Source organism: Leucobacter komagatae (assembly GCF_006716085.1).
In the GTDB taxonomy this organism is placed as follows: domain Bacteria; phylum Actinomycetota; class Actinomycetes; order Actinomycetales; family Microbacteriaceae; genus Leucobacter; species Leucobacter komagatae.
The window spans coordinates 1842453-1866697 of sequence record NZ_VFON01000001.1 but is presented as its reverse complement, the minus strand read 5'-3'; the positions used below and the strand labels follow the sequence as shown (position 1 = coordinate 1866697).

Below are 24245 nucleotides of genomic sequence, written 5' to 3'. Positions count from 1 at the left end.
CGCTTTCAAAATTGCTACCAGCCTTCGGTATCTCCTCCTCCAGGTGGCAAGTAAATCGGGCAACCGTTACCGGTAGACCCTCCCCACCACCACCCGGCAGGTGGTGCAGGGCACTCATGAGGTGGAGGCGTGTATCCGCCTCCATTGCCGCCGCCTCCACCGCCGGTGTTTCCGCCGCCGCCTCCACCGGTGTTCCCGCCGCCGGTAGACCCGCTTCCGCCGCCAGTGTTTGCGCTTCCTCCACCGGTGCTTCCGCCGCCGGTCCAGCCGCCACCGGTGGTTCCGGGGTCGGCCCAGCCGCCGCCGCCGCCCCAGCCCTGCTCTACTGGCACGTACGCGCCGGTACCGGGGTCTGTGTATCCGGCAGCGCCCTCTGCTGCTGCCGCTGCGGCGGCAGCTTCGGCAGCTTCCTTGGCTTCCTTGTCAGCGTGCGCTTTCTGCACAGCCTTCGCCTGGGCAATATATACGTCGACTGCGTTCTTGAGAGCGAACCCCGAAAGCTCAGGATTCGCGGCCGCGGCTGCAGCTTCCGTGAGCTTCTTCGTGTCGCCGGCCTTGCTCGCCGCCTCAGCCACCTTCGTCGCCTGACCTGGCGCGTGCTGGGCTGCGCCCTCGAGCGAGGAAAGTGCAGCGTCGACCTTGGCAGCAAGAGTGTCAAGATCTGCGGTCTTCTTGGCGAGCTGCTTCTTCACCGTGTCGGCGTTCTTCGTGACTTCTTCAAGGAACGATTGAGCGTTCGTCACAGTCTCAGAGGTCACTGAGGCGTCCGCTACGAGTCCGACTGTCGGTGTCTTGTCTGTGGGGAACGCGAGCGCTGCAGCGTCGTCGACGGAAGTCTCGTGCCAGGTCGCGGGGGCAGAAGGCGCGGGCGGGTCTTTCTTCTCGGCTTCGGCTTGCTTGACAGCCTCAGCATCACTCTCACGCGCTTCCTTCACGGCTTCCTCGAGCGCTATCGCGTTCTCGCTGAGCTCCTCACCCACTTCAATGCCCGTTACGGCTTCTTGCAGCTTGGTTGCCGCGTCGGTGACAGCGGCGGCGTCTGCCTTGAGGATGATCGGTACACTGGTCTTCCCGGTTTCGGCAAGCGCTGTCGCGAGCATGCCGGCTTCTCTGGTTGACAGTTCGAAGAGGCCTTCCGCTGCGTCCTGTCGTGCAGTGTTTTCGCTGATCTTTTCCAGTAGCGCAGTCGTCTCGGCCTGGAGCTCGTGATACGTGTCGACACGGTGATCGTGGACGAGTTTCGGGATTACGAATGCGGCAGCACCGCCGAGCACGAGGACCGCTGCGGCACTCGCTCCGATGATGATGTTCCGGCGGCTGTTCTTCGCAGGCGCTGCGTCTTCTGCCACGGTGACAGGTAGTTCCACCTGGGTGGGTTCTTCGTTCGTATGCATGTCAGTCATTTCTTTACACCAGTAACAAATTTTCCCCCTACAAGTCACTGTAGGGCTGAGGTCAGACATTCGGGAATTAGGCGACGCTCTTTACGTCGGTTGAGTCGGTGAGCCCTTCTGGCTCGGTGTCGGTGTCAATGTCGTCCCAGGCGAGAGCTGGAGCCCATCCGTGAGCCTTCGCATGGCCTCGGGCGCGGGTGATCGCGCCGCGGTCTGCCCGAGTCGCACTGGGAGGGGCGACGTTCCAGAGCTCGTCAAACAAGGCTGACACCTTGCGCATCGTGCGGGCCTCCACCTGGCTACGGCGCAGCATTGCCGACACGTTCTGCACCTCCCACCCCATCTTCTGAGCAAGCTTCGACATCGACCAGCCGTGTGCGACAAGCGCTTGAATCCTTCGGTGAGTTCCCAACGATGGAACGAGTTGTGCGTCGGCAAGTAGCTCTGGGGCCGGCCAGACGGCCATGATGCGCTCGGCGGTTTCCCGCTTCACACGATTCAGCCATTCCCGATTTCTCGGGCCTGACGCGCTCCGGCCATAGAGCAGGTTCCGGACGGCAGTCTGCCCGACTCCAGCGAGTTCAGCGATCCGTGCGTAGCCAAGGCCGGAATCTCTCAGCATGTGCAGGTGATACCGGACAGGGACGGCATCGACCAGGCCAGAATCAAACCGGCCATACGCCTGGAGCTTGATGCGGCGGCTCGTGCGCTCCTTGTGCGCGACCAGGCACATGAGACAACCACACCGGTGCGTGATGAAGCAGGTACTGCTCGCCTCATGACGGTGCCCGGAGGGGCAAATAGACCTGTTCAATTTGATCCCTCCTCAATACTCACCCGTGCTTCATAGAAACCCTCCCCCGGGGCGGTGCACCCGGATGCAACGACCACGTAGGGACGCTCTCGCGTACCCTCACCTGAACACCGCGGCAGAGACGTGCCGGGAATGAGGCCAATCAAAGTGACGGCAACTAACACACTCATGAGTACCGAGGACATGACAGCGGCACGGGTTTGACCCTTGAGGCCATTTTCGGGCCGCTGAAGCATTACTGCCGGGACCGAATGGAGCTCGAGTCGAATCAGCGAAGCCGTCATGCTAGGGCCCCCGAGATACTAGTGGGCGCGGCTGCCGCGTTCAGCTCGCCTGATTCCTCGAGTTTCTGGAGAAAGCGTTGACCGGTCTTGTAGCTCTTGCCCAGCCAGTCGCCAACGATCGCACCCGTGGGCTTTTCGCCGTGCTCTGCGATGTGGGCGAGGACTTTGTTGCGTACCTCGGCCTGATCGGCTGCGGCCGGCTTGTTCTGCTCTACGAGCCGCAACGGGGCCGCAGGTGCGGAGACCGCAGCGACCACGGCCGCCGGAGCAACCGGCGAGGCTGGAACGGAGGCCGCCTGCTGCGTCGACTGGCGGTGAGGGGCCTCAGCCTCGGCCTGCTTCTCGCGGACAGCCTGTAGCTTCGCGCGCTCTTTCTCGTCCGGGATGAGCATCATCACCAGGTGCGTGATCGCAAGGAGCGCCGCCGGCGGTGTTGCCGCGAGGACCGCTGCCGCCCACGGCGTCGTTACCGTCATGTCTGCTGCACGCCACGCATGCGACGCGTTCGCGACGATCGACACCGCGGACAGGGCGATGAACGCGACGTAGGCGAGCCAACGCCCGTCGATACCGCGGAGCCTGAATTGTGCGGCCGCGATCATCGTCGCTACCGTTCCGACGTCGATGAGGACAGGGAAGAGCTCCGGGAGCGGGAGCCCGTTCACGCGGGCGACGTCGATGAGTGTCGCGTAGGAGATCGCCATTGCGGAAGCTCCGACGATGGTGAGTGGGATCCCGAGCGTGAGGACGAGGTGCCAATTGCGGGTGGGCTTGTTCTTCATCGTGCTGGCCAATCTGTGAGCATGCGCGAGCCGCCATCGCCCGCACGCATCTGCTTCTTGAAATATGTGAGCGCCCGAGCGTGCGTGGGGGATTCTGAAGGGCGGAAGAAATCATCGAGCAAGTACTGCCCAAACAGGCTCGTGTCCGCCTGGCGGGGCCTGCCACCCCACGCGATATTCATCACGGCCGTGACCTGCATGATTGAGAACGCTGGCGCGAACCGGTGCGCCGCAACCTTGTCGCCGGTCTCGTAGGAGAGCCGCTGCGGCGGGTTCGCAGCGAGCCACCGCAACAGCTCCAAAAGCTCCGGGTGCAGCCGCTCAGGAGTATGGGGCGAGAGCGTCTCGAACGTGAGCCTCACGACCTCTTCAAGGGGTGTCAGACCGTCCTCCGGCTTGCCTCCCGTGGGAACGACGTCTTCGAGAGCCTCGAGGGAGCTTCCCCGGTGTCCCCACTGCTGGCGCGCCCAGCCCTTGAGACACGTGTAGAAATACCCCCAGGGCTCTCCGTCGGCGGATGCGATGTATCGGGAGATGCGTCCGTCCTGTTCGGTGAGGAGGAGGATTGCCCCGTTGACGACGTCGTCGGGTTCGAGGACGAAGTCCATTTCGCGTGCTTCCCATACGATCATGTTCGCGCTGCGGTGTCGGATTTGCTCGATGAGTGCTGCGCCCTCGGCGGTGTTCAGGAAGTCTGGGCTGTCTGCGAGGGCTGTGAATGCCATGCGTTGTCGCCACACGTCAAAGTAGTCGATCTGGGTTCCCATGTCATGCCTCCAGCCCGAGCTGCTTCATTGTGAGCATATTGAGGAGGTCTACGACCTCCTGGCCTATGGGACGTAGCGCTGCAGCTGGGTTCTCCGACGTCCGGCACTCCACGGTGATTGCGCCTGCGAGGGCGTGTGTGAGCGCGATCCGGATCGCGCGTACGCTCTCACCGCCTGCAGGGACGACGCCGGCTGCTTCCACGAGATCGCTACCGAGATCCCCGCTGTACTTCTCCGCGAGGAGGGTGGACTCGGTGACCTGCTTATCGAGAGTCTTCTCCAGAGCTTCCGCGCGACGTTCCGTTGGGGCCTGGCCCTTCTTGTTGAAGGCTTCCTGGAGCTTCAGGAGCTCCTTGTGGACCGGGTCGACCTTCGCTCCGGGCTTCGAGAGCTTCTCGATACCGCGCTCAGCTGCAGCCTTCAGCTCGACCGGCGCTGTGGTCGATTCAGCGAGTGCACGCACGTCAGTGACCTTGTTCAACCAGTCGATATCCCGGCCAACGGTCTCTTTTGCAACCTTGACCAAGGACTGGCCCTCCCTATTACCGGTATTACCGGTAATAGGGAGAACCGATGATGCATTCGGGAGGTTCATTTGGTTCGCCTTGGCTTTGACTCTTGCCGCAGGCTCGTAGTGTTCCTTCCAGATGCGTTCGAGCTCGACCGGGCTGAAGTCTTTGCGGACGATGTTCGCTTCGGCTTCGAGAATGGGGCGGTCTTCCTCGGTGACGCCGGTCCAGATGAGCGCGGAGATGAACTCCCACCCCTCGCGGGACGCGGCTTCGAGGCGGTGTGCGCCGTCGATGAGGATCATCCGCTCATCGAGCACGATGGGCTGCAATTGAAGCTGGCCACCGAGTTCTCGGAAGGAGCGGCGGATGCGGTTGATATGGTCCTCGTCGTAGTCGCGGAGCCGCTCCTTGACGATCACGTCCTCAACGCGAACGAGCTTCCAGTCCTGCTGGATCGGGGTTTGGATGATGCCGTCGTTCATGACATGACCTTCCTGAATTCTTCTACCTGCTGAGGGGTGTCGCGTGCCGTCCAGACGAGGCCGGCGGACTCGGAGTTGTGGGAAGTGCAGAGGCCCGCCCTGGTTGGGTGCGTCCGGCAGGTGCAGTCCCAGACTCGCTCGATATGTTCCGGACAGTACGTCCGGAGCTGGGAATGGAGCACCATTCCCCAACCGAGCGAAATCAGGCGCTCGAGTTCTTCGAGCTGGTCGTGCCAGGTGCCGGTCGCGGGATACCCAAGGTGTGTGCGGACGGTCTGACCACAGCTGCGAAGTTCGCACGTGAATCCGACGATTTCACGTTTGATGATCCTGCCCATCAGTTGCTCCCCTCGAACGTGCGTGCCTCGAGCTCCGCATACGCTGGCTCGACTGTGCGGCGGGCCGTGTTGCAGCGGGGACGGACGCAGTAGCCGCGGTCGGTCTCGGCAAGCCACGCATCGCCCCAGTCGTGCTCACCGAGAGCACACGAGGCCGTCTCGGTGCGTTCGCGTGCTCGAAGCTCGTCAAGCTGCGAAGTTCGTGGCCCATCGAGGTCCCCAGGTTCAAACCCTGGAAGCTGCGGCCTCCACGCATCAGGTGTCCGGTCGATCGCCGCAGCAACAAACGCGGCCGGCGCTCCGACTGAGCGGGTCGCACGTCCGAGGATCACACGTGCCGCGTTGAGCAGGTCAACGTCTTCGACCTTTGCGACCTTGAGCCGTGCAGTGACTGCCGCGACAGTGAGTGACGGATGAATCTCACGCAGTTCCCGATCAATCTCGGAGCCTTCGCGAGCAGGACTAGGGTCCTCGGCGGACTCCAGATCCACAGGCCTGGACTCCAGATCATTTTGAATTTGAAGCGGCGCCACCTCAGGATCCGCAGGATCCTCGATGATAAGAGATTTATCTCTTATCTCATGAGGGGTCCTTGTGTAGCGGTCACAGTTGACCGCTAATGCAGGGCCAGCAGAACCATTACCGGTCAAATTGACCTCTACTGCGCTGACCTGGGGTTTCTCCACGGTGTCACCATTACCGGTCAGTTTGACCGCTAATGCAGCCGCAGCTGAAATTTGACCTTCAACGTCAAGGAAATACCGGTCAGTGAGGCGCTGCCCGAACTGGACATATCGGCGTTCCTTGCGGATCAGGCGAGCAGCCTCTAGATCTTCAAGCTTGCGGCGCACGGTCTTCTCGCTCGCTTCGACTTTTGCCACGATGTGTTCAATCGAAGGGAAGCATGAGTGGTTCTCGTCTGCGAGGTCTGCAAGGACGTGGAGGATGAGCTTCGTGACGGGTGACCCAGTCCCCTGTTTCCAGGCCCAGTGAATTGCTTCGTTACTCACTGTGATCGCCTTAAGCCTGAACCTGGCGCGGCCCGTGGTTGATCATGCGGCGTAGAGCCCTGGTCATCAGGACGGCAAGCACGGTGAGTGCGATAGCCGCGCCAAAAGTGGTAACGGCTTCCACGAGAGGGAGGGGTGGTGTTTCGGGGTTCGAGCCAATCGCGGTGGCTGAGGCCCATGCGAGGCTAAGGAATGCGATTGTCGCAACCCAGCCGAAGGTGAACGCTGCAGCGACCACGGCTGCGATCCAAACCAGGCCGGCGCCATACATGAGGCTGTAAGCCTTAATGAGAAACCCACGCGGTTCACGGGGTTCAGTGAGAGAATTAACATCCTCGCAACCGGAGAGTTCTCTGGGAGGCTCACTATCTGGGCGCGGGGATGTGTCATAGTAGAAGGACACTTCGATATTCCTTTCTGGGATGTCACCGAGCCTCCGGAGTTGCCGCTCCGGAGGCTCAACTTTTTGCTGGGTCAATTGGTCCGGAGTGCTGACTCAATCAACTCGCGATCGCCTGGACTTAGCGGGGTAATTCCGCGAAGGCGACGGCGAACCCACTGATAGTTCTTGCCGAGCCGCCGGGCGATCCATGCAGCATCGCGGTCAGCGCGACCCACAGACTCGTTTAGCGCAGCCAGCTCGGCCACTTGTGTTTTCGTCATGGACACAACGTAACACGCGTTTCAAGAAATTGCGAACGGATTACATAATCACCATTGATTCGAATGTTCGTGAAATGAACCAATTTTTGATGTACAGTTTCGGTATGGGTATTGAGAAGCTAGAAGATGAACGCATGAGTTCAGCCGAGGTCGTTAGTCAGCGCGTCAACTACTTGCTGTTCTTGAACCGTCCGCTGCAGCATCGAGAGCTCGCGTTGATGCTGGGCATGTCGTCGTCTAAGTTCAGCCAAAAGCTCAATGGGCTCACCAAATGGAGCCTCGATGACGTCAATCTGATTGCCGACACGTTCGATGTGTCCACAGACTGGCTTGTTGGGCGTGTAGCATTGGAAGCTGACGCCCCTATAGCTCAGCGGCAGAGCTACGGACTTTTAATCCGCAGGTCGTAGGTTCGATCCCTACTGGGGGCACAACGCAACCGGGGCCGGCCTGGTCGAGAGAGCTCTCTCGACCAGGCCGGCCCCGTGTTTCGTGGGCTAATCCTTACGGCGTCCGGTGAGCAGGCCCCAAAGGAGCAGCACCACGAGGGCGCCTCCGATCGCGAGCGCCCAGGTCTGCAGTGACCAGAAGTTCTGGAGTGGCGCGTTGAAGAGCAGCGACCCGAGCCAGCCCCCGACGACGGCTCCGACGACCCCGAGTATCAGCGTCGTGAACCAGCCCCCGCCGCTCTCACCCGGCATGATCGCCTTCGCGATGGCTCCGGCAATCAGCCCGAGCACGATGAAAGCTAAGAATCCCATGAGTTTCTCCTTTCGCTTGGGCGACCAATTATTCTCCGTTTGCCATGACAGTCAAGGGTGTGTGCGACTTTCACAGGCGCCGTTTACCTCGCGAGATTGCGCCGAAAGCGCACTCCACTGCCGTCCACAGGCGCCCGCCCTTACAGTGGAGGGAGCAGCGCGTGACTTCACTACAGGCGCGCGGCCGAAGGGACACGACATGACTTGGGAACTCATCCCAGAGGGATCGCAGCCGGGGCGTCAGCCGTCACGGAACTTTCCGTGGGGCATCCCGCTCGCCGTCGGTATCATCACGCTCCTGCTCGGTCTGAGCCTGCTCGTGTGGCCCTTCTTCGCCGCAAGCAGGATCCTCGCCTTCCTCATCGGTGCCGCCCTCATCGGTAACGGCATCGCCACGCTCGTCGGTTCCAGGGCCCGCGGCCTCGGCACACCAGCGGCGATCCTGTTCATCGTGCTTGGCGTTGTCGCGCTTGCCTTCCCCGAACTCACGGTGAGCCTGCTCGTCGGCTTCGTTGCGGCAATGATGCTCTTCGTTGGGACGGTCTGGTTGGCCATCGCGGTCCGTATGCGTCAGGGGCTGCACTGGATCTTCATTGCGCTCCCTGCGCTGCTCATCGCCCTCGGCGTTGCCGCACTCATCTGGCCCTCACTCGCGCTGATCCTTGCGGCGTTCGCGGCCGGGCTCGTCACGACGCTCATCGGCGGATCGCTGATCTGGGCCGCGGTCGCGCTTCGGCGCGGAAACGCGTAACCTGGCTCCCCGTATGACACGAGAACATCAGCGCCCAGTCCTTCAACCATCAGCAGCGTTCGACGGCATCATCGGGTCAGACGACCCAGAGGCCGCGCACAGACTCGCGCAAGAAACCTCCTGGGCCCTCCTGCACCGGGTGCGCCAGGTCGCAGACCCCGAGATCGTGCAGCGCGTCGTCGAAGTTGCCGCGGGCGATGGGATCAACGACATCACCGAGCTCTGGGCCCGGGAAAGCCCGCACTCGCTCGCCGGCGTGCTGTGGCGACTCTACCTGCTGCGCCGCATCGCCATCGCTGACCCCGAGGGAACCGCCGATCTCTTCGCGCGCGGATCACGCAGGATCGGAACCATCGACCCCATCGTCGTCGGGGCGGCGGAGCCCGCCACGCCCGAATCGATTGCTGAGCTGTGCGACAGGATCCTTCGCGGCGCGTTCGTGGGGGATCTCGGCGCGACGCTCGACCGTGCCGCGGCCTACGCGCGCGTCATGGCGGCGGGCGCTGCCGAACTGGCTGATGACCGGGATGTTCACGACGAGGCACACGGAACCGAGCTCACGACGCGGGCGTTCCGCTACGCGACGATCGCTCGCGAGCTCGACGGGGCCGCCAGGCGCTGGCGCGACGGCACGCTCGGCTAGCCCTTGGCTCCCGGCCAACTCCGGTTACAATTGGTGTTGCCGGGCCGCAGTTCCCCGGGCTCCAAAATTCGCCGCTTCGAGCGGCCTTCCGCCGAGAGGCGTTCTGCGGCCTGGTCTTTTTATGCCCGCATCCCTCGACCTGTGGTGCACGTCGGCGCACGTCGGCGCACTTCGGCGGTGCACTTCCGCGCACCGTATGCAATCGACGTTTTGTATGCCCCAGGGGCGCAATGCGGCGATATCTTGTGCCTTTTACAGGCGGTGGTGCCGGTGGTGCCGGTGGTGCCGGTGGTGCCGGTGGTGCCGGTGGTACCGGTGGGACTGGTGACCCGCGCCCTCGCCAACGCAAAAGCGCCCGCCCGCAGAACGCGGACGGGCGCCAAAGCCAAAGCCCCAAACTCCTACCCGAAGCGACCCGAAACGTAGTCCTCGGTAGCCTGGACCGTCGGCGAACCGAAGATCGTCGCCGTGTCGTTGTACTCGATGAGCTTGCCGGGCTTGCCCGTGCCAGCGATGTTGAAGAACGCGGTGCGGTCGGAGACGCGCGAGGCCTGCTGCATGTTGTGGGTCACGATGACGATCGTGTACTCCTGCTTAAGCTCTGCGATGAGGTCCTCGATTGCGAGGGTCGAGATCGGGTCGAGGGCCGAGCAGGGCTCGTCCATCAGCAGCACCTCGGGGGAGACGGCGATCGCGCGGGCGATGCAGAGGCGCTGCTGCTGGCCGCCCGAGAGGCCTGCGCCGGGCTTCTCCAGGCGATCCTTCACCTCGTTCCAGAGGTTCGCGCCACGCAGGCTCTTCTCGACGAGATCGTCGGCGTCGCCCTTCGAGATGCGCTTGTTGTTGAGTTTCACACCCGCGAGCACATTGTCTCGGATCGACATTGTCGGGAACGGGTTCGGCCGCTGGAAGACCATGCCGACCTGGCGGCGGACGAGCACGGGGTCGATGCCGGGCGCGTAGAGGTCTTCGCTGTCGAGCAGCACCTCGCCCTCGACGCGCGCGCCGGGGATGGTCTCGTGCATCCGGTTGAGGGTGCGGAGGAAGGTGGACTTGCCGCAACCCGACGGGCCAATGAACGCGGTGACCGAGCGGGGCTCGATGGTGAGCGAGACATCCTCAACTGCAAGGAACTTCGAGTAGTAGACGTTGAGGTCCCGGACTTCGATGCGCTTCGACATGAGCTGCTTTCTATGGGTGTGGTCTGTGATCAGCGGGCGACGGCTGAGAACCGGCGCGCGATGAGGCGGGCAACGAGGTTGAGCGCCATAACGATGAGGATGAGAAGGAGGGCGGCTGCCCAGGCGCGCTCGATGAACGCCGACGCCGGGTTGCCCTGGTTCGCGAACTGCGTGTAGACGTACACGGGGAGTGACTGCATGCGGTCGCTGAAAAGGTTGTAGTTCATGCTTGCGGTGAAGCCCGCCGTGATGAGCAGTGGCGCGGTCTCGCCGATGACGCGAGCGATCGCGAGCATCACGCCCGTCATGATGCCGGCCATCGAGGTCGGAAGCACCACCTTCAGGATGGTGCGCCACTTCGGCACGCCGAGCGCGTATGACGCCTCGCGCAGCTCGCCGGGCACGAGCCTGAGCATTTCCTCGCTTGAGCGAACCACGACGGGGATCATGAGCACCGAGAGCGCCACGGCCCCGATGATGCCCATGCGCACGCCGGGCCCGAAGATCATCACGAACGCCGCGTAGGCGAACAGGCCGGCGACGATTGACGGGATGCCCGTCATGACGTCGACGAGGAAGGTGATCGTCTTCGCGAGGCGGCCGCGGCCGTATTCGACGAGGTAGATCGAGGTCATGAGGCCGAGCGGAACCGAGATGACGGTTGCCGCGAGCGTGATGAGGAGCGTGCCGATCATCGCGTGCAGGGCGCCGCCGCCCTCGCCGGTGACGTTGCGCATCGAGGAAGAGAAGAACTCGATGTCGAAGCGGGCGATGCCGTTTGATACGACGGTGATCGCGAGCGAGATGAGCGGGATGAGCGCGATAAGGAACGCCGCCATGACGAGCACGGTGACGAAGCGGTCGGTGAGCTTGCGGCGCTTGGTTGCCGCTGTCGATGCTGCAGAGAGAGACATGATTACGCTCCGATCCGTGCGGTCTGGCGGCTCACGATCCACCGCGCGAGCGCGTTCACAAGGAAGGTGACGATGAAGAGGATGAGGCCCGTCGCGATGAGCACGTTCACGTTCTCGCCGTACGCCTCAGGGAAGGTGAGCGCGATGTTCGCGGCGATCGTCGAGGGGTTGTCTGCCGTGAGCAGCTTGAACGACACGATGCCACTCGCCGAGAGCACCATCGCGACGGCCATGGTCTCGCCGAGCGCACGGCCGAGGCCGAGCATCGCGCCCGAGATGATGCCGGGCTTCGCGAACGGCAGCACCGAGAGGCGGATCATCTCCCAGCGGGTCGCGCCGAGCGCGAGCGCCGCCTCCTCGTTGAGTTTCGGGGCCTGGAGGAAGACCTCGCGAGAGATCGCGGTCATCACGGGGAGGATCATCACCGCGAGCACAATGGCCGCGGTCAGGATCGTGCGCCCGGTGCCGCTGGCGGTGCCGCCGAAGAGCGGGATCCAACTCGCGTGATCGTTGAGCCAGACGTAGAAGGGGCGAACTGCCGGTGCGAGCACGAGAATGCCCCACAGCCCGTACACGACGCTCGGCACGGCCGACAGGAGGTCGATGAGGTAGCCGAGAACGTTCGAGAGCTTGCGGGGCGCGTAGTGCGAGATGAAGAGCGCGATGCCGATCGAGAGCGGGAGCGCGATGATGAGTGCGAGCACCGCCGCCCAGACGGTGCCGAACACGAGGGGACCGACGTAGTCCCAGAAGTTTGTAGTGAGCACCGACGCCGACTCGCCTGTGGCGACGAAGGCGGGGAGGCTCTGCACGATGAGGAAGATCGCGACGGCGGCGAGGATGACCAGAATCATGCTGCCGGATGCGATGGCCGTGCGCGAGAACACTCGGTCGCCGCGGCTGAGGACTTGACGCGGCGAAGCCGTGGATGCAGTCACTTGGAGAGTGCCTTCCGGTGGAAGAGGTGAAGACTCGGAGGGTGCCTGGTGGATCCGGCGCGTGTGAGCGGAAGCCGGATCCACCAGAAGGGGGTTAGCTGATCGAAGCGACCGCTGCGCTTGCCTTCTCGCGGAGCGTGTCCGAGATCGGTGCCGAACCGGCGGCCTCGGCCGCGACGTCCTGGCCCTCAGCGCTCACGATGTACTCGAAGTACGACTTCACGAGCTCGGCGTTTGCCGGATCCTCGTACTTCTCGCAGCCAACGAGGTAGCTCACGAGGACGAGTGGGTAGACGCCGGCCTCGGTGCTGGTGCGGTCGAGGGCGATTGCGAGGTCGTGGTCGGTGCGGCCCTCCTCGAGCGGCGACGCGTCGACGATAGCTGCAGCGGCCTCGGGGGTGAACGCAACGTACTCGTCGCCGACCTTCACCGAGACGGTGCCGAGGTCGCCGGCCTTCGACGCGTCGGCGTAGCCGATGGTGCCCACGCCGCCCTTGACTGCCTCAACGACGCCCGAGGTGCCCTGGGCTGCCTCGCCACCGGTGATCTCAGCGGGCCACTCCTCGACCGAACCAGCGGTCCACGCGGACGGCGCGGCTGCCGCGAGGTAGTCGGTAAAGTTGCCGGTGGTGCCCGACTTGTCAGAGCGGTGCACGGGCACGATTGCCTGGTCCGGCAGCGTAGCGTCAGCGTTGGCCGCAGCGATAGCCGGGTCGTTCCACTTCGTGATCTCGCCGGTGAAGATCTTCGCGATGGTGTCTGCGTCGAGGTTCAGGTTGTCGATACCGTCGACGTTGAACACGAGAGCGATCGGGGAGATGTACGCGGGGATCTCGACGATGTCGCTCGTCGTGCAAGCGTCGAACGGACCAGCGGTGATCTCGTCAGCCTTGAACGCGCGGTCCGAGCCAGCGAACGCGACTGCGCCCTTCTGGAACGACTCGCGGCCAGCGCCCGAACCCGAGGGATCGTAGTTGATGGTGACATCGGCGTTGGCGGTCTGGAAGCCAGCGATCCAGCCCTGCTGCTGCGCCGCATCCTGCGAGGAAGCGCCAGCGCCCGAGAGCGTGCCGGAGAGCGACGAAGGGGTGGTCCCTTCGCCGGTATCGGGTGCAGCTTCATTTGCAGCGCAACCGGTGAGGATAAGCAGGGCGGCGCCGCCGACAGCGGCTGCCTTCATCGTGGATGAGAACTTCACGAGTGTCGTGTCCATTCTGATGTGGTGTGATCCTGAATGCCGGGCGAGTGCCTGACGCTGTCAACGCTAAGGAGCGGGTGTGACCGGCGACCGACAGGAAGGTAAACATGAGGTGAACTTGAGGTGAGTGCCGGGCGAAGTTCGCTGACGGCCCTGAATCGCCGGGCGCGCGGGAGGCGCGGCACGTGGAATCTGGCTTCGGCATAGACTCGGGTCATGGCCTCTTCGGGAAGCGGCGCTGCGATGTCGCGCGCCGGTCGCAGCCTCACCGCAGCACTGCTCGCCGCGCTGTGCGCGCTCGGGGCCGCGGGGCTCGCCGGGTGCGCGCCGGAACCGGGGGACGTAGCAGCAGAGGGCACGGCGCCGAAAACCCCCGCGCCGACGCCAACGCCCGATCCGGATCCTGATCCCGAGCCACCGCCCGCGCCGCGCCCCGGCGCCGGGCCACCCTGCCCCACCGATCACTGCGTGAGCGTTGCGTTCGCGGGCGACTTCCTCTTCCACCCGGGCCTCTGGCGCCCGTTTGAGGTTCCGCTTACGGAGGCGGGCGAGCGCTTCGATTTTGCGCCGCTGTTCGCCGGTGCACGCGCGTACCTCGACCGCGCCGACCTCGCGATCTACCAGCAGGAGACACCGCTCGCCGAAGCCGATGGGAAGTACAGCGGGTACCCACTGTTTAACACGCCCCGGGAGGTCGCCGGTGCCGCGAAGGGCGTCGGGTTTGACGTGGCGACGACAGCGTCCAATCACAGCGTTGACATGGGATCCGAGGGGCTAGTGCGCACGCTCGACGCCCTTGACGAGGCGGGCCTCGCTCACACCGGCACATACCGGGCTGAGGGAGAGCGCGACGTCCCACTCATCGTCGAGGCAAACGACGCGAAGGTCGCGATCATCACCTCGACCTACGGGCTCAATGGAAACTTCAATGAGTTCGACTGGCAAGTGGACTTCAGCGGCACCGACTTCGACCTTGATATCGACAGGGCCATCGCGAAGGCGCGGAAGGCGCGCGAGCTCGGGGCCGACCTGGTAATCGGCGTTCAGCACAACGGGGTCGAGTACTGGTCAGAGCCGTCGGATTCGCAGGTCGCTGACGCGCACGCGCTCATGGACTCTGGCGAGTTTGACTTCATGTACTCGCACCACTCGCACTCGATCCAACCGTTTGAGTTCTACGACGGCCACTGGATCAACTACGGCACTGGCAACTTCATCAGCGAGTCGGCCCCGAAAGAGCGCCGCGTGAACAACGAGTTCTTGCTATCTCGCGTGCAGTTTGCCGAGCAGCCTGACGGAAGTTGGGACGCGACCGACCTCGCGTGGGCGGCGGCCACGAACACGCAGGCGGGCGAGTACAGGTGGTGCTCGGTTGCGAGCGACGGGCCGCAGGGCGAGTGCCAGTGGGCGGAGTTCGATGCTGACGTGCGCGAGCGCACGCGAACAACGGTCGAATCGATGGGGGCTGCCGAGCACGGGCTCCACGAGTGGTTGCTCTCGGAGGAATAGGCCGCCCGCCCGCCCCGCGCTGCCCGCGCCCGCGCGTGCCCGCCGCCCCACCCCGAGTACCCCTCAAATAATCGTGTCGCCCTCAATTACCCCCGGCATTTGAGGGTGGAAGGAAAACTTGGGGTGCAATGGTGGGAAGGTGCCGCCGCGCCCCGCGCCCCGCGCCCCGCGCCCCGCGGAGGCACCGGCCCTACGCGAGGAAGCGCAGCGCGCCCGGCGCGACCCGAACCTCGAAGGGGCCCGTGCCGACCAGCTCACCGTCGGAGTACGCGATCTCGTCACCGGCCTCGACGCGCACCCGCTCCACCCTGGTGATCGTCACCTCGGGGAGGTCTTCGTGCTGCGCCCGCGCGAGCAGCCCGAGCACGCTCAAAAGCCGAAGCTTTGTCCCGTCCGTCACCTCCACGAGGTCGAGCATGCCGTCGTGCACCGAGGCGCGCGGCGCGAGCGGGATCCCGCCGCCGATCGCGCGGGCGTTCATAACGGTCGAGAGGATGCCGGTGAAGGAGCGCTCCGACGACCCCACCCGCACCCGGAAGCGACGCTGCTTGAGGGTGAGGATCTCGGCGACAAGCGCGATGTGGTAGCGGAACGGCCCGAGCGGCAGCCGCAGCGCGTTCGCGCGGCGGTTGATCGCCGCGTCGAGCCCGATCGACAGCCCGCCGGCGAACCAGTGCTCGGCGGCGCCTGGCCGCTCGACCACGCCAAGGTCGACGGAGAGCGGGGCGTGCTCAGCGGCGAGGATCCGGGAAACGGCGGCAGCGGGGGCGTGCTCGAGCGCGAACTGGCGGGCGAAGTCGTTGCCGCTTCCGGCCGGCACGAGCCCGATCGGAAGCTCCCGAGCCTCGGCGACCTGCAGCACCAGCCCGAGCAGGCCGTCGCCACCGACGAGCACGAGGCCTCGCAGCCCCTCCCGGCTGGCGGCGCGCACTCGCGCCTGGCAGTCAGCAGCGTCTGAGCCCGAGATCTCGATGGCGTGCACCCCGGCCGCCTCAAACGCGGCGAGCACGCGCGTCGCGACTCGGGCGCCGCGGCCGAGCGCAGAGCTCGGGTTGACCACGACACCGAAAGGCGCTTCATCGCGCATTGGGCACTCCTGGCTAGTGTTTCAGCGGATACGTTTCGACCCCGAGAATCCCGGCGCCTGGCCGGGAACGCGAGAAATGAAAGACGGAAAACCCAGCGGGCGGGAGCCGCGCAGCGTCTTCGACGTACTCACCCGGCAGGCTACCACTCGCCAGCATGAGCTCGCGCGCGAGGTCGGGCAGCACCGGCAGGTGACTGCAGACGACGGCCGAGCGGCCCCGCGTCACGATCTTGCCGATCAGCCTGCGGGTCTGCGTGAGGTCGCCCTCATCCCAGAAATCCTGGCTCAGGCTCTCGCGCTCGCGCACGTCTTTCTTGATGAGTTCGGCGAGCGGCGCAACGGTCGCGAGGCAGCGCGTCGCCGTCGACGAGTAAATCCGCTTTGGCGCGAACGAGCGAAGGATCGGGGCGAGCGTGTGCGCCTGCCGTTCACCGCCCTGCGTGAGGGGTCGCATGTGGTCGACCGGAAACTCGTCGCCGCGGGCCTGAGCCTTCGCGTGGCGCAGCAGCGTGATGGAGAACGTGTCGAGCAGCCCGGGGTCTGCAAACCGCATGAACACGTCGAAGAGCTCGCGGTCTGCCTCGTAGCTCAGCAGGTCGCGCGCGGCGCTCGCCGGCACCCACTCGAGCGCCTGCACCTCGGAGTTTGGTTTGAACGTCGAGGCGAGGGCGGTTTTCGCGGTGACTTCGGCTGCCCAGTACTGCACGATCTTCGTGCCGCCGCCCGGTAGCTCGTAGTGGATGGTGCCAAGGGTCGCGCCGAGGGAAATGCGCAGGCCCGTCTCCTCGCGCGTCTCGCGCACGGCGGCCTGCGGCATGCTCTCACCCGGGTCGAGCTTGCCCTTCGGGAATGACACGTCGCGCTGCTTGCGGCGGTGGATGAGGAGCACCATGAGCGTTTCCTTCCCCGACGAGGTGCGCACACGCCGCCACGGGATCGTGCCCGCCGCGAAGACCTGTTTCGCCACGACGCTACCGCGCTCTCCTCGCCTGGGTTCGGTCTATCATCACGAGATCTTGCAGATCAGGGAGGGGCTCGCCCTCCTCGCTGATGACGCGCCGTTGCCAGGCGCCATCGGGCAGCATGCGCCACGACGAGACGTCGTCGCTGAACGCGAACCCGAAGAACCGGTCAATGCGTGCGAGGTGGTCGCGCTCGACGATGCTCACGAGCACTTCGATGCGGCGGTCGAGGTTGCGGTGCATGAGGTCGGCGCTGCCGATGAAGACGTCGCGCTCGCCGCCGTTCTCGAACCAGTAAATGCGCGAGTGTTCGAGGTAGCGCCCGAGCACGGAGCGCACGCGAATGTTCTCGGAGAGACCGGGTACGCCGGCGCGGATCGAGCAGATGCCGCGCACCCACACGTCGACCGGAACGCCGGCCTGGCTCGCGCGGTACAGGGCGTCGATGATGGCCTCGTCAACCATCGAGTTCGCCTTGAGCCTGATACCGCTCGGGCGCCCGGCGCGCGCGTGCTCGGCCTCGCGCTCGATGCGCTCGAGGAGGCCGGAGCGCAGCTGCAGCGGGGCGACGAGCAGCCGGTCGTAGTCGGTCTCGATCGCGTAGCCCGAGAGCACGTTGAAGAGCTTGGTTGCGTCGCGGCCGATCTCGGGCGACGTCGTGAAGAGCCCGAAGTCTTCGTAGATGCGGCTCGTCTTCGGGTTGTAGTTTCCCGTGCCGATGTGGCAGTAGTGGGTGAGCTTGCCGCCCTCTTCGCGGATGACCTGCACGAGCTTGCAGTGCGTTTTGAGCCCCACGATGCCGTAGACGACGTGCACGCCAGCCTGCTCAAGCTTGCGGGCCCACGTGATGTTCGCCTCCTCATCGAAGCGCGCCTTCACCTCGACGAGCGCGAGCACCTGCTTGCCCGCCTCGGCGGCCTTGATGAGCGCCGCGACGATGGGGCTGTCGCCCGAGGTGCGGTAGAGCGTCTGCTTGATCGCGAGCACGTCGGGGTCGGTCGCGGCCTGCTCGATGAACGCCTGCACGCTCGTCGCGAACGACTCGTACGGGTGGTGCACGAGCACTTCCCGGCGCGCAATCGCCGCGAACAAGTCGGGCTTATCGCTCGGAGAGCTCGTGCGGAACGCCGGGTGCGTGACGGGGATGTGCGGCTGGAACTTCAGGTCGGGCCTGCGCAGCCCCGAGAGCGCGAACAGCCCGGAGAGGTCGAGCGGCGCGGGCAGTGTGTAGACCTGCTCTTCGTCGATGTCGAACTCGCGCACGAGCAGCTCAAGCGTCGCCTCATCGAGGTCGTCGGAGATTTCGAGGCGGATGGGCGGGCCGAAGCGCCGCCGCAGCAGCTCTTTCTCGAGCGCCTGGATGAGGTTCTCGGTCTCATCCTCCTCAATCTCCACATCCTCATTGCGCGTGACGCGGAAGACGTGGTCGTCGATGACCTTCATGCCGGGGAAGAGGCCGTCGAGCTGGTTCGCGATGAGCTCTTCGAGCGCGATGAAGCGCACGTTGTCGTCGCTCTCGCGGCGGTCGACACGCACGTACCGCGGGATCATCTGCGGCACCTTCAAACGCGCGAACTCGACCTTGTCGGTGTTCGGGTTGTGCACGCGAATCGACAGGTTCAGCGCCCTGCCAGAGATGTAGGGGAACGGGTGCGCGGGATCCACCGCGAGCGGCATGAGCACCGGGTAGATGCGCTGCTCGTAGTACTCGGTGAGAATCTCGCGGTCAGCGTCGTCGAGGGTCTCCCACTCGACGATGTGCACTCCCGCCTCGGCGAGCTGCGGCTTCACCTGCTCGGCGAAGCAGCGGGCATGCCGCCGCTGCAATTCATACGCGATCCGGTTAATCTCGGCGAGCACGTCGGTCGGGGCCGTGCCCACGTTCGTCGGCACGGCGAGGCCCGTGAGAATGCGGCGCTTCAACCCCGCGACGCGAACCATGAAGAACTCGTCGAGGTTCGTCGCGAAGATCGCGAGGAAGTTTGCGCGCTCAAGCAGCGGTACCGTCTCGTCTTCCGCGAGCTCAAGCACGCGCTGGTTGAACGCGAGCCAACTCAGCTCGCGGTCGATGTAGCGATCGGCGGGCAGCGCCCCGTCATCGATGAGGGGGATCTCGCGGGTCTCTTCGCTCATGCGTCTATTCTGACACCTGCGGGCCGCGCCACTGGGTGCTTCGTGAATCAATGGTGAACCCCGCAGCCTCGTACATGCGAACGGCGCGCGCGTTGTCACCATCCACATACAGCGTCACTCGGCCAGGTCGGTGCTGCGCCATGCGGGCCAGGGTGACCGTGAGGAGCGCCCTGCCGAGCCCGGCGCCCGCGAAGTCGGGGTCGACGCCGATGACGTAGAGCTCGGTCTCGGGCGCGGCGCCGTCCCGGAGGGTCTTCACCCAGGTGAACCCGGCGGTGCGCCCCGTGTCGGCCGCCCTGAGGAGGAAGAGGTCGGCGGGGTCGAACCACGGCTCGGCGCGCATGAGCGCGAAGTCTTCGAGGGTCACGCGCCCCTGCTCAGGGTGCGACGCGAACGCGCGTGCGTTTACCCGCACCCAGGCGCGCGCGTCGTCGTCGGGCGCGGCCGCGTCGAAGGTGCGCAGCTCGAAGCCCGCGGGGAGCGGCGTGTCGAACGGGTCGGCGGGCAGCGCGGGGAGCAGCGCGGGGTCGAGCGCCATCCTGTAAAGCGAGCGCACGGCCTCGAAGCCCGCGCCGCGCAAGAGCGCCTCCGCTGTGGGGTTGTCGCCGTGCGCCCAGGCGAGCGGGCCGGTTGACCCCCCGGGCGCGGGCTCGCGGGCGGCCGGCGTATCGAGCAGGATCCGGAGCGCCGCGGTGCCTATGCCCTTGCCGCGCGACGCCGGGTCAACGACGAGGTCGAGCTCACCTTGGCCCACGATCCCGACGGCGACCGGGGCCGCCCCCTCCGCCTCCGTGAATACGAGGAGCGCACGCTGTCCCTGGCCCGCGGCGAGCAGCGCCTGGTCCGAGACCGGCGAGTTGCCGTCGGCCTGCTCGGCACGGTCGAGGATCGGGCGGGCGACGCCGGCGGTCCCCTCACTCACAGAAAGATTCTCTGCCTGCATCCGATGCTCCTTCTACCCTTGGCGCCCTCGCGCGAAACCATACCCGACACCCCGGACAGTGCTGATCAGCCACTCGTGCGCGCCGAGCTTGGCGCGGAGCCGTCGGACATGCACGTCGACGGTGCGGGCGCCGCCGAAGTAGTCGATGCCCCAGACCTCCGAGAGCAGCTGCTCGCGCGTGAAGACGCGCGCAGGGTGCAGCGCGAGGAAGTGCAGCAGCTCGAACTCTTTGTAGGTGAGGTCGAGCTTGCGGCCGTGCACGGTCGCGACGAAGTTCGACTCGTCGATCACCACGCCCGAGGCCTCGACGGCCGTTCCCGCACCGTGATCCGGATCCTCCGCGGAGGCGGCCGCGAGCAGCCGCAGCCTGGCCTCGATCTCGGCCGGGCTCGCCTCGGGGGTGAGGAAATCGGCGACGTCCCACTCAGCGGAGAGCGCGGCGAGAGCGGCATCGCGCATGATCGCGAGGCGCGGAAGGCGCGTGCGCCCCGCGAGCGAGAGCGCCGCGGCTCTGGCCGCGCGCGGATCCGTCGTCCCGTCGAGCAGGATCGCGCCGACGCGGTGGGGCGCGTTCTCGTACCCGAGCGCGGCCTGCAGCGGCGCCGCGATGCTCGCGATGGCGACGGTGTGGGGGAGTAGCTCGAGCGCCGGCAGCGGCGCCTGGTCGTGGTTTTCGACCGTGGTGAGCAGGAGCAGTTCCATGACTGACCTCCCACGTTTCGGTTCGTGAATAATCCTAGCCCGACCTTTCGGGCACCAGTGTGGGAAGATGTGGGAATGAGCACGAGCGAAACGGAACAGGCGCAGCCGGTGTCGTGGCACGTGCCGCGCCTCATCATCGCGTGGGCGGTCGCCGCGGTGTTCGGCATCCTCGTCACGGTCTTCGTTGATGGCAACCGGTTTCAGTGGCTCGCGCTCGCCGTCGGGGTCTCGACGCTCGTGACCTTCGCCCTCCAGCTCGGCACCGCGCAGCGCGAGGGGTTCATCAGCCGCCTCGCGTTCAGCATCGCCGGCTCGGTCGTGGTGATCGCCGTGATCGACGTCGTCACGCTGCTGATCGAGTAGAGCGCGCCGCAACTTGCTAGACTGGTGTCATGCTTATGGCGCTTGAACTCTTCTTCCTCGGCCTTCTGGGCCTCGCAGGTGTCGCGATCGCTTGGGTCTCCGGCACGGTTATCTACAACCTCTTCAAGGGTCAGCGCTAGGCGCAACCCCTCATGACGAGCCCGTTCCTCTCACTTCCGGGGGCGGTCGGCTCGCCGGTCGCGCAGCACTATGGCGCCCCGGTGGCCGAACAGCGCGCGCTTGACGCGGGTGACGCTGCGGTTGATCTTTCGCACCGTGGCATCATTACTGTCGCGGGGCCTGACAGGCTGAGCTGGCTGAACTCGATGACGAGCCAGCAGTTGCTCGGCCTCGCCCCGGGCGTGAGTACCGAAACACTGCTCCTCGACCCAAACGGGCGCATCGAGCACGCGATCCGCGTCGTCGACGACGGCGAACGGGCGTGGCTGCTCGTGGATGAGGGCTCGGCCGAGCCCCTCGCCGCGTTCCTGAACCGCATGCGGTTCGCCCTGCGAGTCGAGGTGGCCGACGTCTCCGCCGACTTCGCGGCCGTTCTCGCATTTGCTGGCGGCACCGCGCTTGCGGCGCTCCGAGCGCTCGGCCCCGTCGTCGAGTGGGCTGACCCCTGGGCGGAGGTCACGCGCGGCGGTACCCAGTACGCCAACGGCGAGCACGCTGGCGCCGAGTGGAGCGCCGTGCAGCTGGTCTTCCCGACCGAGAGGCTTGGCGCGGTCGCTCGCGCGGTCGCCCCCGCGGGGCTCATGGCGCTCGACGCGCTCGAGATTCGCGCCTGGCGCCCCTCGCGGGTCGCCGACGTCGACGAACGCGCTATCCCGCACGAGTTCGACTGGCTGCGCAGCGCCGTTCACCTCACGAAGGGCTGCTACCGCGGTCAAGAGACCGTCGCGAAGGTCCACAACCTCGGTCACCCGCCGAGGCGCCTTGTCATGCTGCACCTCGACGGCTCGGAGGGTGAGTTGCCGGTCGCGGGCGCGCTCGTCTTCCGCGAGGGCGAAGCGAGCGACCCCGAGGCCAGGCCGGTCGGGCGCATCACTCGAGCCGCGCTGCACCACGAGTGGGGCGGTATCGCGTTCGCGCTACTCAAGCGCTCGGTTCCCGCGGACGTCACGCTCGCGGTGCGGGCCGGCGCCGAGGCGGCTGACCCGCAGGCGCCCGTCGAGGGGGTCATCGCAGCCGCCCAGGAGATGATCGTGCCGACGGACGCGGGAGCGACCCGCACGATCCCCAAGCTCAAGCGGCTGTAGCAAGCCGCTAAGCATCACGCGCTCGGGGCGAACCTCGCTAAGCTGGAAGTATGACCAACACGTTGATCCTGCTCCGTCACGGCCAGAGCGAATGGAACGAAAAGAACCTGTTCACCGGATGGGTCGATGTTCGACTCACTGAGCGCGGGCGCGGCGAGGCGGCCGCGGCCGGCAAGCTGCTCGCCGAGTCAGGGATGCTTCCTGACGTGCTCTTCACGTCGCTCCTGAGCCGCGCGATCCAGACCTCAAACCTCGCGCTTGAGGCCGCGGATCGCATGTGGATCCCGGTCGAGCGTTCGTGGCGCCTGAACGAGCGCCACTACGGCGCGCTGCAGGGCCTTGACAAGGCAGAGACGCTGCAGAAGTACGGCGAAGAGCAGTTCATGGAGTGGCGTCGCTCCTACAACACCCCGCCGCCCGTGCTCGACGACTCAAACGAGTGGTCGCAGGCGAACGACCCGCGCTACGCGGGCATCGACGGCGAAGCGCCCCGCACCGAGTGCCTTTCCGACGTGGTAGCTCGACTCGTGCCCTACTGGGAGGGCAGCATCCTTCCCGAGCTGAACTCGGGCAAGACCGTGCTCGTCACCGCCCACGGCAACTCGCTCCGCGCGCTCGTCAAGCACCTCGAAGGCATCTCAGACGACGACATCGCCGCGCTGAACATCCCGACGGGCATGCCGCTCGTCTACGAGATCAACGAAGACGGCACGCCGACGGGCGCTGGCCGCTACCTCGACCCCGAGGCTGCTGCAGCAGGCGCCGCGGCAGTCGCCGCCCAGGGCAAGTAGCCCCACGCGAAAGGTTCTGGCCGCCTCACTTCCGTGAGGCGGCCAGAACCAGCAAGCTGCGAGAGCCGGGTGAACGGCTACTTCTCGTCGTCGTCCGAATCTTCGTCGTCGACGTTGTACTTGTCGGCTAGATCCGCCCACCTATCCTCTTCGGAGAGGTGACCCGAAGCGAGCTCGCGCTCAAGCTCCGAGTAGTTGGTGGCCGGGCTGAAATACTTCAGCTCCCGAGCGACCTTAGTGTGTTTTGCCTTCTGACGGCCGCGCCCCATGCGTGACCCCCTTACACATTTCGGGCCTCGCGGGTGTTTCTCCCACGAGGCAGTACTCAATCAATCATGGACGTATGGGCATGATCTTAGCACGTTGGGAAGAGCGCTTTGCGGCGCTAACATGAGGGCATGACCTCGCCCGCACCGCGCCGTTCGGTAAAGCGCATCGTACTCATCTCAGTTCTCGCGCTGTTTCTCGTCATTCTTGGCGTCGTTGCGGCGATCCTTATCCCCATCCTGACTCATTCGAGCGCGGGCGGCTCGGGTCAGAAGATCCCGAGCGCGTTTGAATCTGAGTCGAGCGCGGAGGGCGCGGACGGACGCACCCGGGCGATTTCGGTCACCACGACAGACGGGAAGCCGGCAGATCTTTCGGCGCTCACCCCTGGCGAGGAGATCATCGTGACAGGCGAGGGGTTCGATGCCGGTCTCGGCATATACGTTGGCTTTTGCGCTGTTCCGCCCTCCGCCGACGTCAAGCCAGGCCCGTGCCTCGGCGGTATCCCAGAGGGTGCTGAGGAGGGCGCGGCCGCGGCCAAGGAGGCACTGTCGAGCGCCTGGATCACCGACGACTGGGCGTGGAAGGCGTTCGCCACCCAGGGCTACGACGACCCGAAGCGGGGCGCGTTCGAGGTTCGGCTTACCGTGCCCGCGCCAAGTGTCGAGGGACTCGACTGCACGGTCTCGCGTTGCGCGGTGTCAACGCGGAGCGATCACACGGCCGTGCGCGACCGGGTGCAAGATATGCTGCTGCCCTTCGCCTACAAGAAGTAGCGCTGGGCCGTGTCG

At 65.5% G+C, this 24245-nt stretch carries 24 protein-coding genes, 1 tRNA gene and 1 pseudogene; 9 read left to right on the top strand and 17 right to left on the bottom strand.

All coding sequences use genetic code 11. From position 1 onward, the window contains the following. Positions 1-14 precede the first annotated feature (14 nt). The 6 genes from FB468_RS08560 to FB468_RS08535 all read right to left on the bottom strand — a co-directional run bounded on the left by FB468_RS08560 (position 15) and on the right by FB468_RS08535 (position 6383). A complete protein-coding gene (locus tag FB468_RS08560) occupies positions 15-1403 on the bottom strand; it encodes a hypothetical protein (protein ID WP_170219676.1) in 1389 nt (462 codons plus the stop codon). 67 nt (positions 1404-1470) lie between these two features. After that, entirely contained in the window at positions 1471-1887 is a 417-nt protein-coding gene (locus FB468_RS08555; RefSeq protein ID WP_141886966.1) for a hypothetical protein, read from the bottom strand. Between the two features lie 601 nt (positions 1888-2488). Further along, on the bottom strand, positions 2489-3274 hold the full coding sequence (locus FB468_RS08550; protein ID WP_141886965.1) for a hypothetical protein: 786 nt from the start codon (positions 3272-3274) through the stop codon (positions 2489-2491). Next, a complete protein-coding gene (locus FB468_RS08545) occupies positions 3271-4041 on the bottom strand; it encodes a hypothetical protein (RefSeq protein ID WP_141886964.1) in 771 nt (256 codons plus the stop codon). The genes FB468_RS08550 and FB468_RS08545 overlap by 4 nt, the downstream gene beginning before the upstream one ends. A gap of 1 nt (position 4042) precedes the next feature. Further along, entirely contained in the window at positions 4043-5035 is a 993-nt protein-coding gene (locus FB468_RS08540; protein WP_141886963.1) for a ParB N-terminal domain-containing protein, read from the bottom strand. 337 nt (positions 5036-5372) lie between these two features. After that, complete coding sequence (locus tag FB468_RS08535; protein WP_170219675.1) at positions 5373-6383, bottom strand: helix-turn-helix domain-containing protein; 1011 nt, start codon at positions 6381-6383, stop codon at positions 5373-5375. Positions 6384-6973: 590 nt separating this feature from the next. Here FB468_RS08535 and FB468_RS17660 point away from each other — a divergent pair. Continuing rightward, positions 6974-7399, top strand: a pseudogene (locus FB468_RS17660) (helix-turn-helix domain-containing protein); the annotation flags it as partial. Between the two features lie 6 nt (positions 7400-7405). Then, positions 7406-7477, top strand: a tRNA-Lys gene (locus tag FB468_RS08525). A gap of 66 nt (positions 7478-7543) precedes the next feature. On the opposite strand, the gene FB468_RS08520 is transcribed toward FB468_RS08525, so the two are convergent. Next, positions 7544-7807, bottom strand: coding sequence for a GlsB/YeaQ/YmgE family stress response membrane protein (locus tag FB468_RS08520; RefSeq protein ID WP_141886961.1), 264 nt, complete (start codon positions 7805-7807; stop codon positions 7544-7546). A 199-nt stretch (positions 7808-8006) separates the two neighbouring features. Between FB468_RS08520 and FB468_RS08515 the strand changes: the two genes are divergently transcribed. Both FB468_RS08515 and FB468_RS08510 read left to right on the top strand, forming a co-directional pair. Further along, a complete protein-coding gene (locus FB468_RS08515; RefSeq protein ID WP_170219674.1) occupies positions 8007-8558 on the top strand; it encodes a DUF308 domain-containing protein in 552 nt (183 codons plus the stop codon). A gap of 13 nt (positions 8559-8571) precedes the next feature. Then, entirely contained in the window at positions 8572-9201 is a 630-nt protein-coding gene (locus FB468_RS08510; RefSeq protein ID WP_141886959.1) for a hypothetical protein, read from the top strand. Between the two features lie 401 nt (positions 9202-9602). On the opposite strand, the gene pstB is transcribed toward FB468_RS08510, so the two are convergent. From pstB to pstS, 4 genes are all read right to left on the bottom strand, one after another. After that, positions 9603-10382 (bottom strand): phosphate ABC transporter ATP-binding protein PstB, encoded by a 780-nt coding sequence (gene pstB, locus FB468_RS08505; RefSeq protein WP_141886958.1) that lies wholly within the window; start codon positions 10380-10382, stop codon positions 9603-9605. A 29-nt stretch (positions 10383-10411) separates the two neighbouring features. Beyond that, positions 10412-11296 carry a phosphate ABC transporter permease PstA gene (gene pstA / locus FB468_RS08500; RefSeq protein WP_141886957.1) on the bottom strand — a complete coding sequence of 295 codons (885 nt, stop codon included), beginning with the start codon at positions 11294-11296 and terminating at the stop codon, positions 10412-10414. A 2-nt stretch (positions 11297-11298) separates the two neighbouring features. Beyond that, on the bottom strand, positions 11299-12234 hold the full coding sequence (pstC, locus tag FB468_RS08495; RefSeq protein ID WP_141886956.1) for a phosphate ABC transporter permease subunit PstC: 936 nt from the start codon (positions 12232-12234) through the stop codon (positions 11299-11301). A 94-nt stretch (positions 12235-12328) separates the two neighbouring features. After that, positions 12329-13432 (bottom strand): phosphate ABC transporter substrate-binding protein PstS, encoded by a 1104-nt coding sequence (gene pstS / locus FB468_RS08490; protein ID WP_425460822.1) that lies wholly within the window; start codon positions 13430-13432, stop codon positions 12329-12331. A 216-nt stretch (positions 13433-13648) separates the two neighbouring features. On the opposite strand from pstS, the gene FB468_RS08485 reads away from it, so the two are divergent. Then, complete coding sequence (locus FB468_RS08485) at positions 13649-14941, top strand: CapA family protein (protein WP_246055816.1); 1293 nt, start codon at positions 13649-13651, stop codon at positions 14939-14941. A gap of 190 nt (positions 14942-15131) precedes the next feature. Here the strand turns inward: FB468_RS08485 and FB468_RS08480 are convergent, their stop codons facing one another. The 5 genes from FB468_RS08480 to FB468_RS08460 are packed head-to-tail and all read right to left on the bottom strand — an operon-like array spanning position 15132 to position 20768. Then, positions 15132-16028, bottom strand: coding sequence for a diacylglycerol/lipid kinase family protein (locus FB468_RS08480; protein WP_141886955.1), 897 nt, complete (start codon positions 16026-16028; stop codon positions 15132-15134). A 13-nt stretch (positions 16029-16041) separates the two neighbouring features. Continuing rightward, positions 16042-16995 carry an NUDIX hydrolase gene (locus FB468_RS08475; RefSeq protein ID WP_141886954.1) on the bottom strand — a complete coding sequence of 318 codons (954 nt, stop codon included), beginning with the start codon at positions 16993-16995 and terminating at the stop codon, positions 16042-16044. Between the two features lie 4 nt (positions 16996-16999). Next, positions 17000-19123, bottom strand: a complete 2124-nt coding sequence (locus tag FB468_RS08470) for an RNA degradosome polyphosphate kinase (protein WP_141886953.1) — start codon at positions 19121-19123, stop codon at positions 17000-17002. 4 nt (positions 19124-19127) lie between these two features. Further along, the gene (gene mshD / locus FB468_RS08465) at positions 19128-20045 is read right to left on the bottom strand and encodes a mycothiol synthase (RefSeq protein ID WP_246055815.1); all 918 of its coding nucleotides are present in this window, start codon (positions 20043-20045) and stop codon (positions 19128-19130) included. Between the two features lie 33 nt (positions 20046-20078). Further along, positions 20079-20768 carry a winged helix-turn-helix domain-containing protein gene (locus FB468_RS08460; protein ID WP_141886951.1) on the bottom strand — a complete coding sequence of 230 codons (690 nt, stop codon included), beginning with the start codon at positions 20766-20768 and terminating at the stop codon, positions 20079-20081. Between the two features lie 75 nt (positions 20769-20843). On the opposite strand from FB468_RS08460, the gene FB468_RS08455 reads away from it, so the two are divergent. From FB468_RS08455 to FB468_RS08445, 3 genes are all read left to right on the top strand, one after another. Further along, the gene (locus FB468_RS08455; RefSeq protein WP_141886950.1) at positions 20844-21131 is read left to right on the top strand and encodes a hypothetical protein; all 288 of its coding nucleotides are present in this window, start codon (positions 20844-20846) and stop codon (positions 21129-21131) included. 152 nt (positions 21132-21283) lie between these two features. Then, entirely contained in the window at positions 21284-22396 is a 1113-nt protein-coding gene (gene ygfZ / locus FB468_RS08450) for a CAF17-like 4Fe-4S cluster assembly/insertion protein YgfZ (RefSeq protein WP_141886949.1), read from the top strand. Between the two features lie 50 nt (positions 22397-22446). Then, entirely contained in the window at positions 22447-23187 is a 741-nt protein-coding gene (locus FB468_RS08445) for a phosphoglyceromutase (RefSeq protein WP_141886948.1), read from the top strand. A gap of 77 nt (positions 23188-23264) precedes the next feature. On the opposite strand, the gene FB468_RS08440 is transcribed toward FB468_RS08445, so the two are convergent. Next, positions 23265-23456 (bottom strand): DUF3073 domain-containing protein, encoded by a 192-nt coding sequence (locus FB468_RS08440; RefSeq protein ID WP_141886947.1) that lies wholly within the window; start codon positions 23454-23456, stop codon positions 23265-23267. Positions 23457-23585: 129 nt separating this feature from the next. Between FB468_RS08440 and FB468_RS08435 the strand changes: the two genes are divergently transcribed. After that, a complete protein-coding gene (locus FB468_RS08435; protein WP_141886946.1) occupies positions 23586-24230 on the top strand; it encodes a hypothetical protein in 645 nt (214 codons plus the stop codon). Positions 24231-24245: the final 15 nt, after the last annotated feature.

Coding starts and splice junctions, on each gene's coding strand:
- FB468_RS08560 (WP_170219676.1), bottom strand. CDS start 1,403: ATGACTGACATGCATACGAACGAAGAACCCACCCAGGTGGAACTACCT.
- FB468_RS08550 (WP_141886965.1), bottom strand. CDS start 3,274: ATGAAGAACAAGCCCACCCGCAATTGGCACCTCGTCCTCACGCTCGGG.
- FB468_RS08545 (WP_141886964.1), bottom strand. CDS start 4,041: ATGGGAACCCAGATCGACTACTTTGACGTGTGGCGACAACGCATGGCA.
- FB468_RS08540 (WP_141886963.1), bottom strand. CDS start 5,035: ATGAACGACGGCATCATCCAAACCCCGATCCAGCAGGACTGGAAGCTC.
- FB468_RS08520 (WP_141886961.1), bottom strand. CDS start 7,807: ATGGGATTCTTAGCTTTCATCGTGCTCGGGCTGATTGCCGGAGCCATC.
- FB468_RS08515 (WP_170219674.1), top strand. CDS start 8,007: ATGACTTGGGAACTCATCCCAGAGGGATCGCAGCCGGGGCGTCAGCCG.
- FB468_RS08510 (WP_141886959.1), top strand. CDS start 8,572: ATGACACGAGAACATCAGCGCCCAGTCCTTCAACCATCAGCAGCGTTC.
- pstB (WP_141886958.1), bottom strand. CDS start 10,382: ATGTCGAAGCGCATCGAAGTCCGGGACCTCAACGTCTACTACTCGAAG.
- pstA (WP_141886957.1), bottom strand. CDS start 11,296: ATGTCTCTCTCTGCAGCATCGACAGCGGCAACCAAGCGCCGCAAGCTC.
- FB468_RS08485 (WP_246055816.1), top strand. CDS start 13,649: ATGGCCTCTTCGGGAAGCGGCGCTGCGATGTCGCGCGCCGGTCGCAGC.
- FB468_RS08480 (WP_141886955.1), bottom strand. CDS start 16,028: ATGCGCGATGAAGCGCCTTTCGGTGTCGTGGTCAACCCGAGCTCTGCG.
- FB468_RS08470 (WP_141886953.1), bottom strand. CDS start 19,123: ATGAGCGAAGAGACCCGCGAGATCCCCCTCATCGATGACGGGGCGCTG.
- FB468_RS08460 (WP_141886951.1), bottom strand. CDS start 20,768: ATGGAACTGCTCCTGCTCACCACGGTCGAAAACCACGACCAGGCGCCG.
- FB468_RS08455 (WP_141886950.1), top strand. CDS start 20,844: ATGAGCACGAGCGAAACGGAACAGGCGCAGCCGGTGTCGTGGCACGTG.
- ygfZ (WP_141886949.1), top strand. CDS start 21,284: ATGACGAGCCCGTTCCTCTCACTTCCGGGGGCGGTCGGCTCGCCGGTC.
- FB468_RS08445 (WP_141886948.1), top strand. CDS start 22,447: ATGACCAACACGTTGATCCTGCTCCGTCACGGCCAGAGCGAATGGAAC.
- FB468_RS08440 (WP_141886947.1), bottom strand. CDS start 23,456: ATGGGGCGCGGCCGTCAGAAGGCAAAACACACTAAGGTCGCTCGGGAG.
- FB468_RS08435 (WP_141886946.1), top strand. CDS start 23,586: ATGACCTCGCCCGCACCGCGCCGTTCGGTAAAGCGCATCGTACTCATC.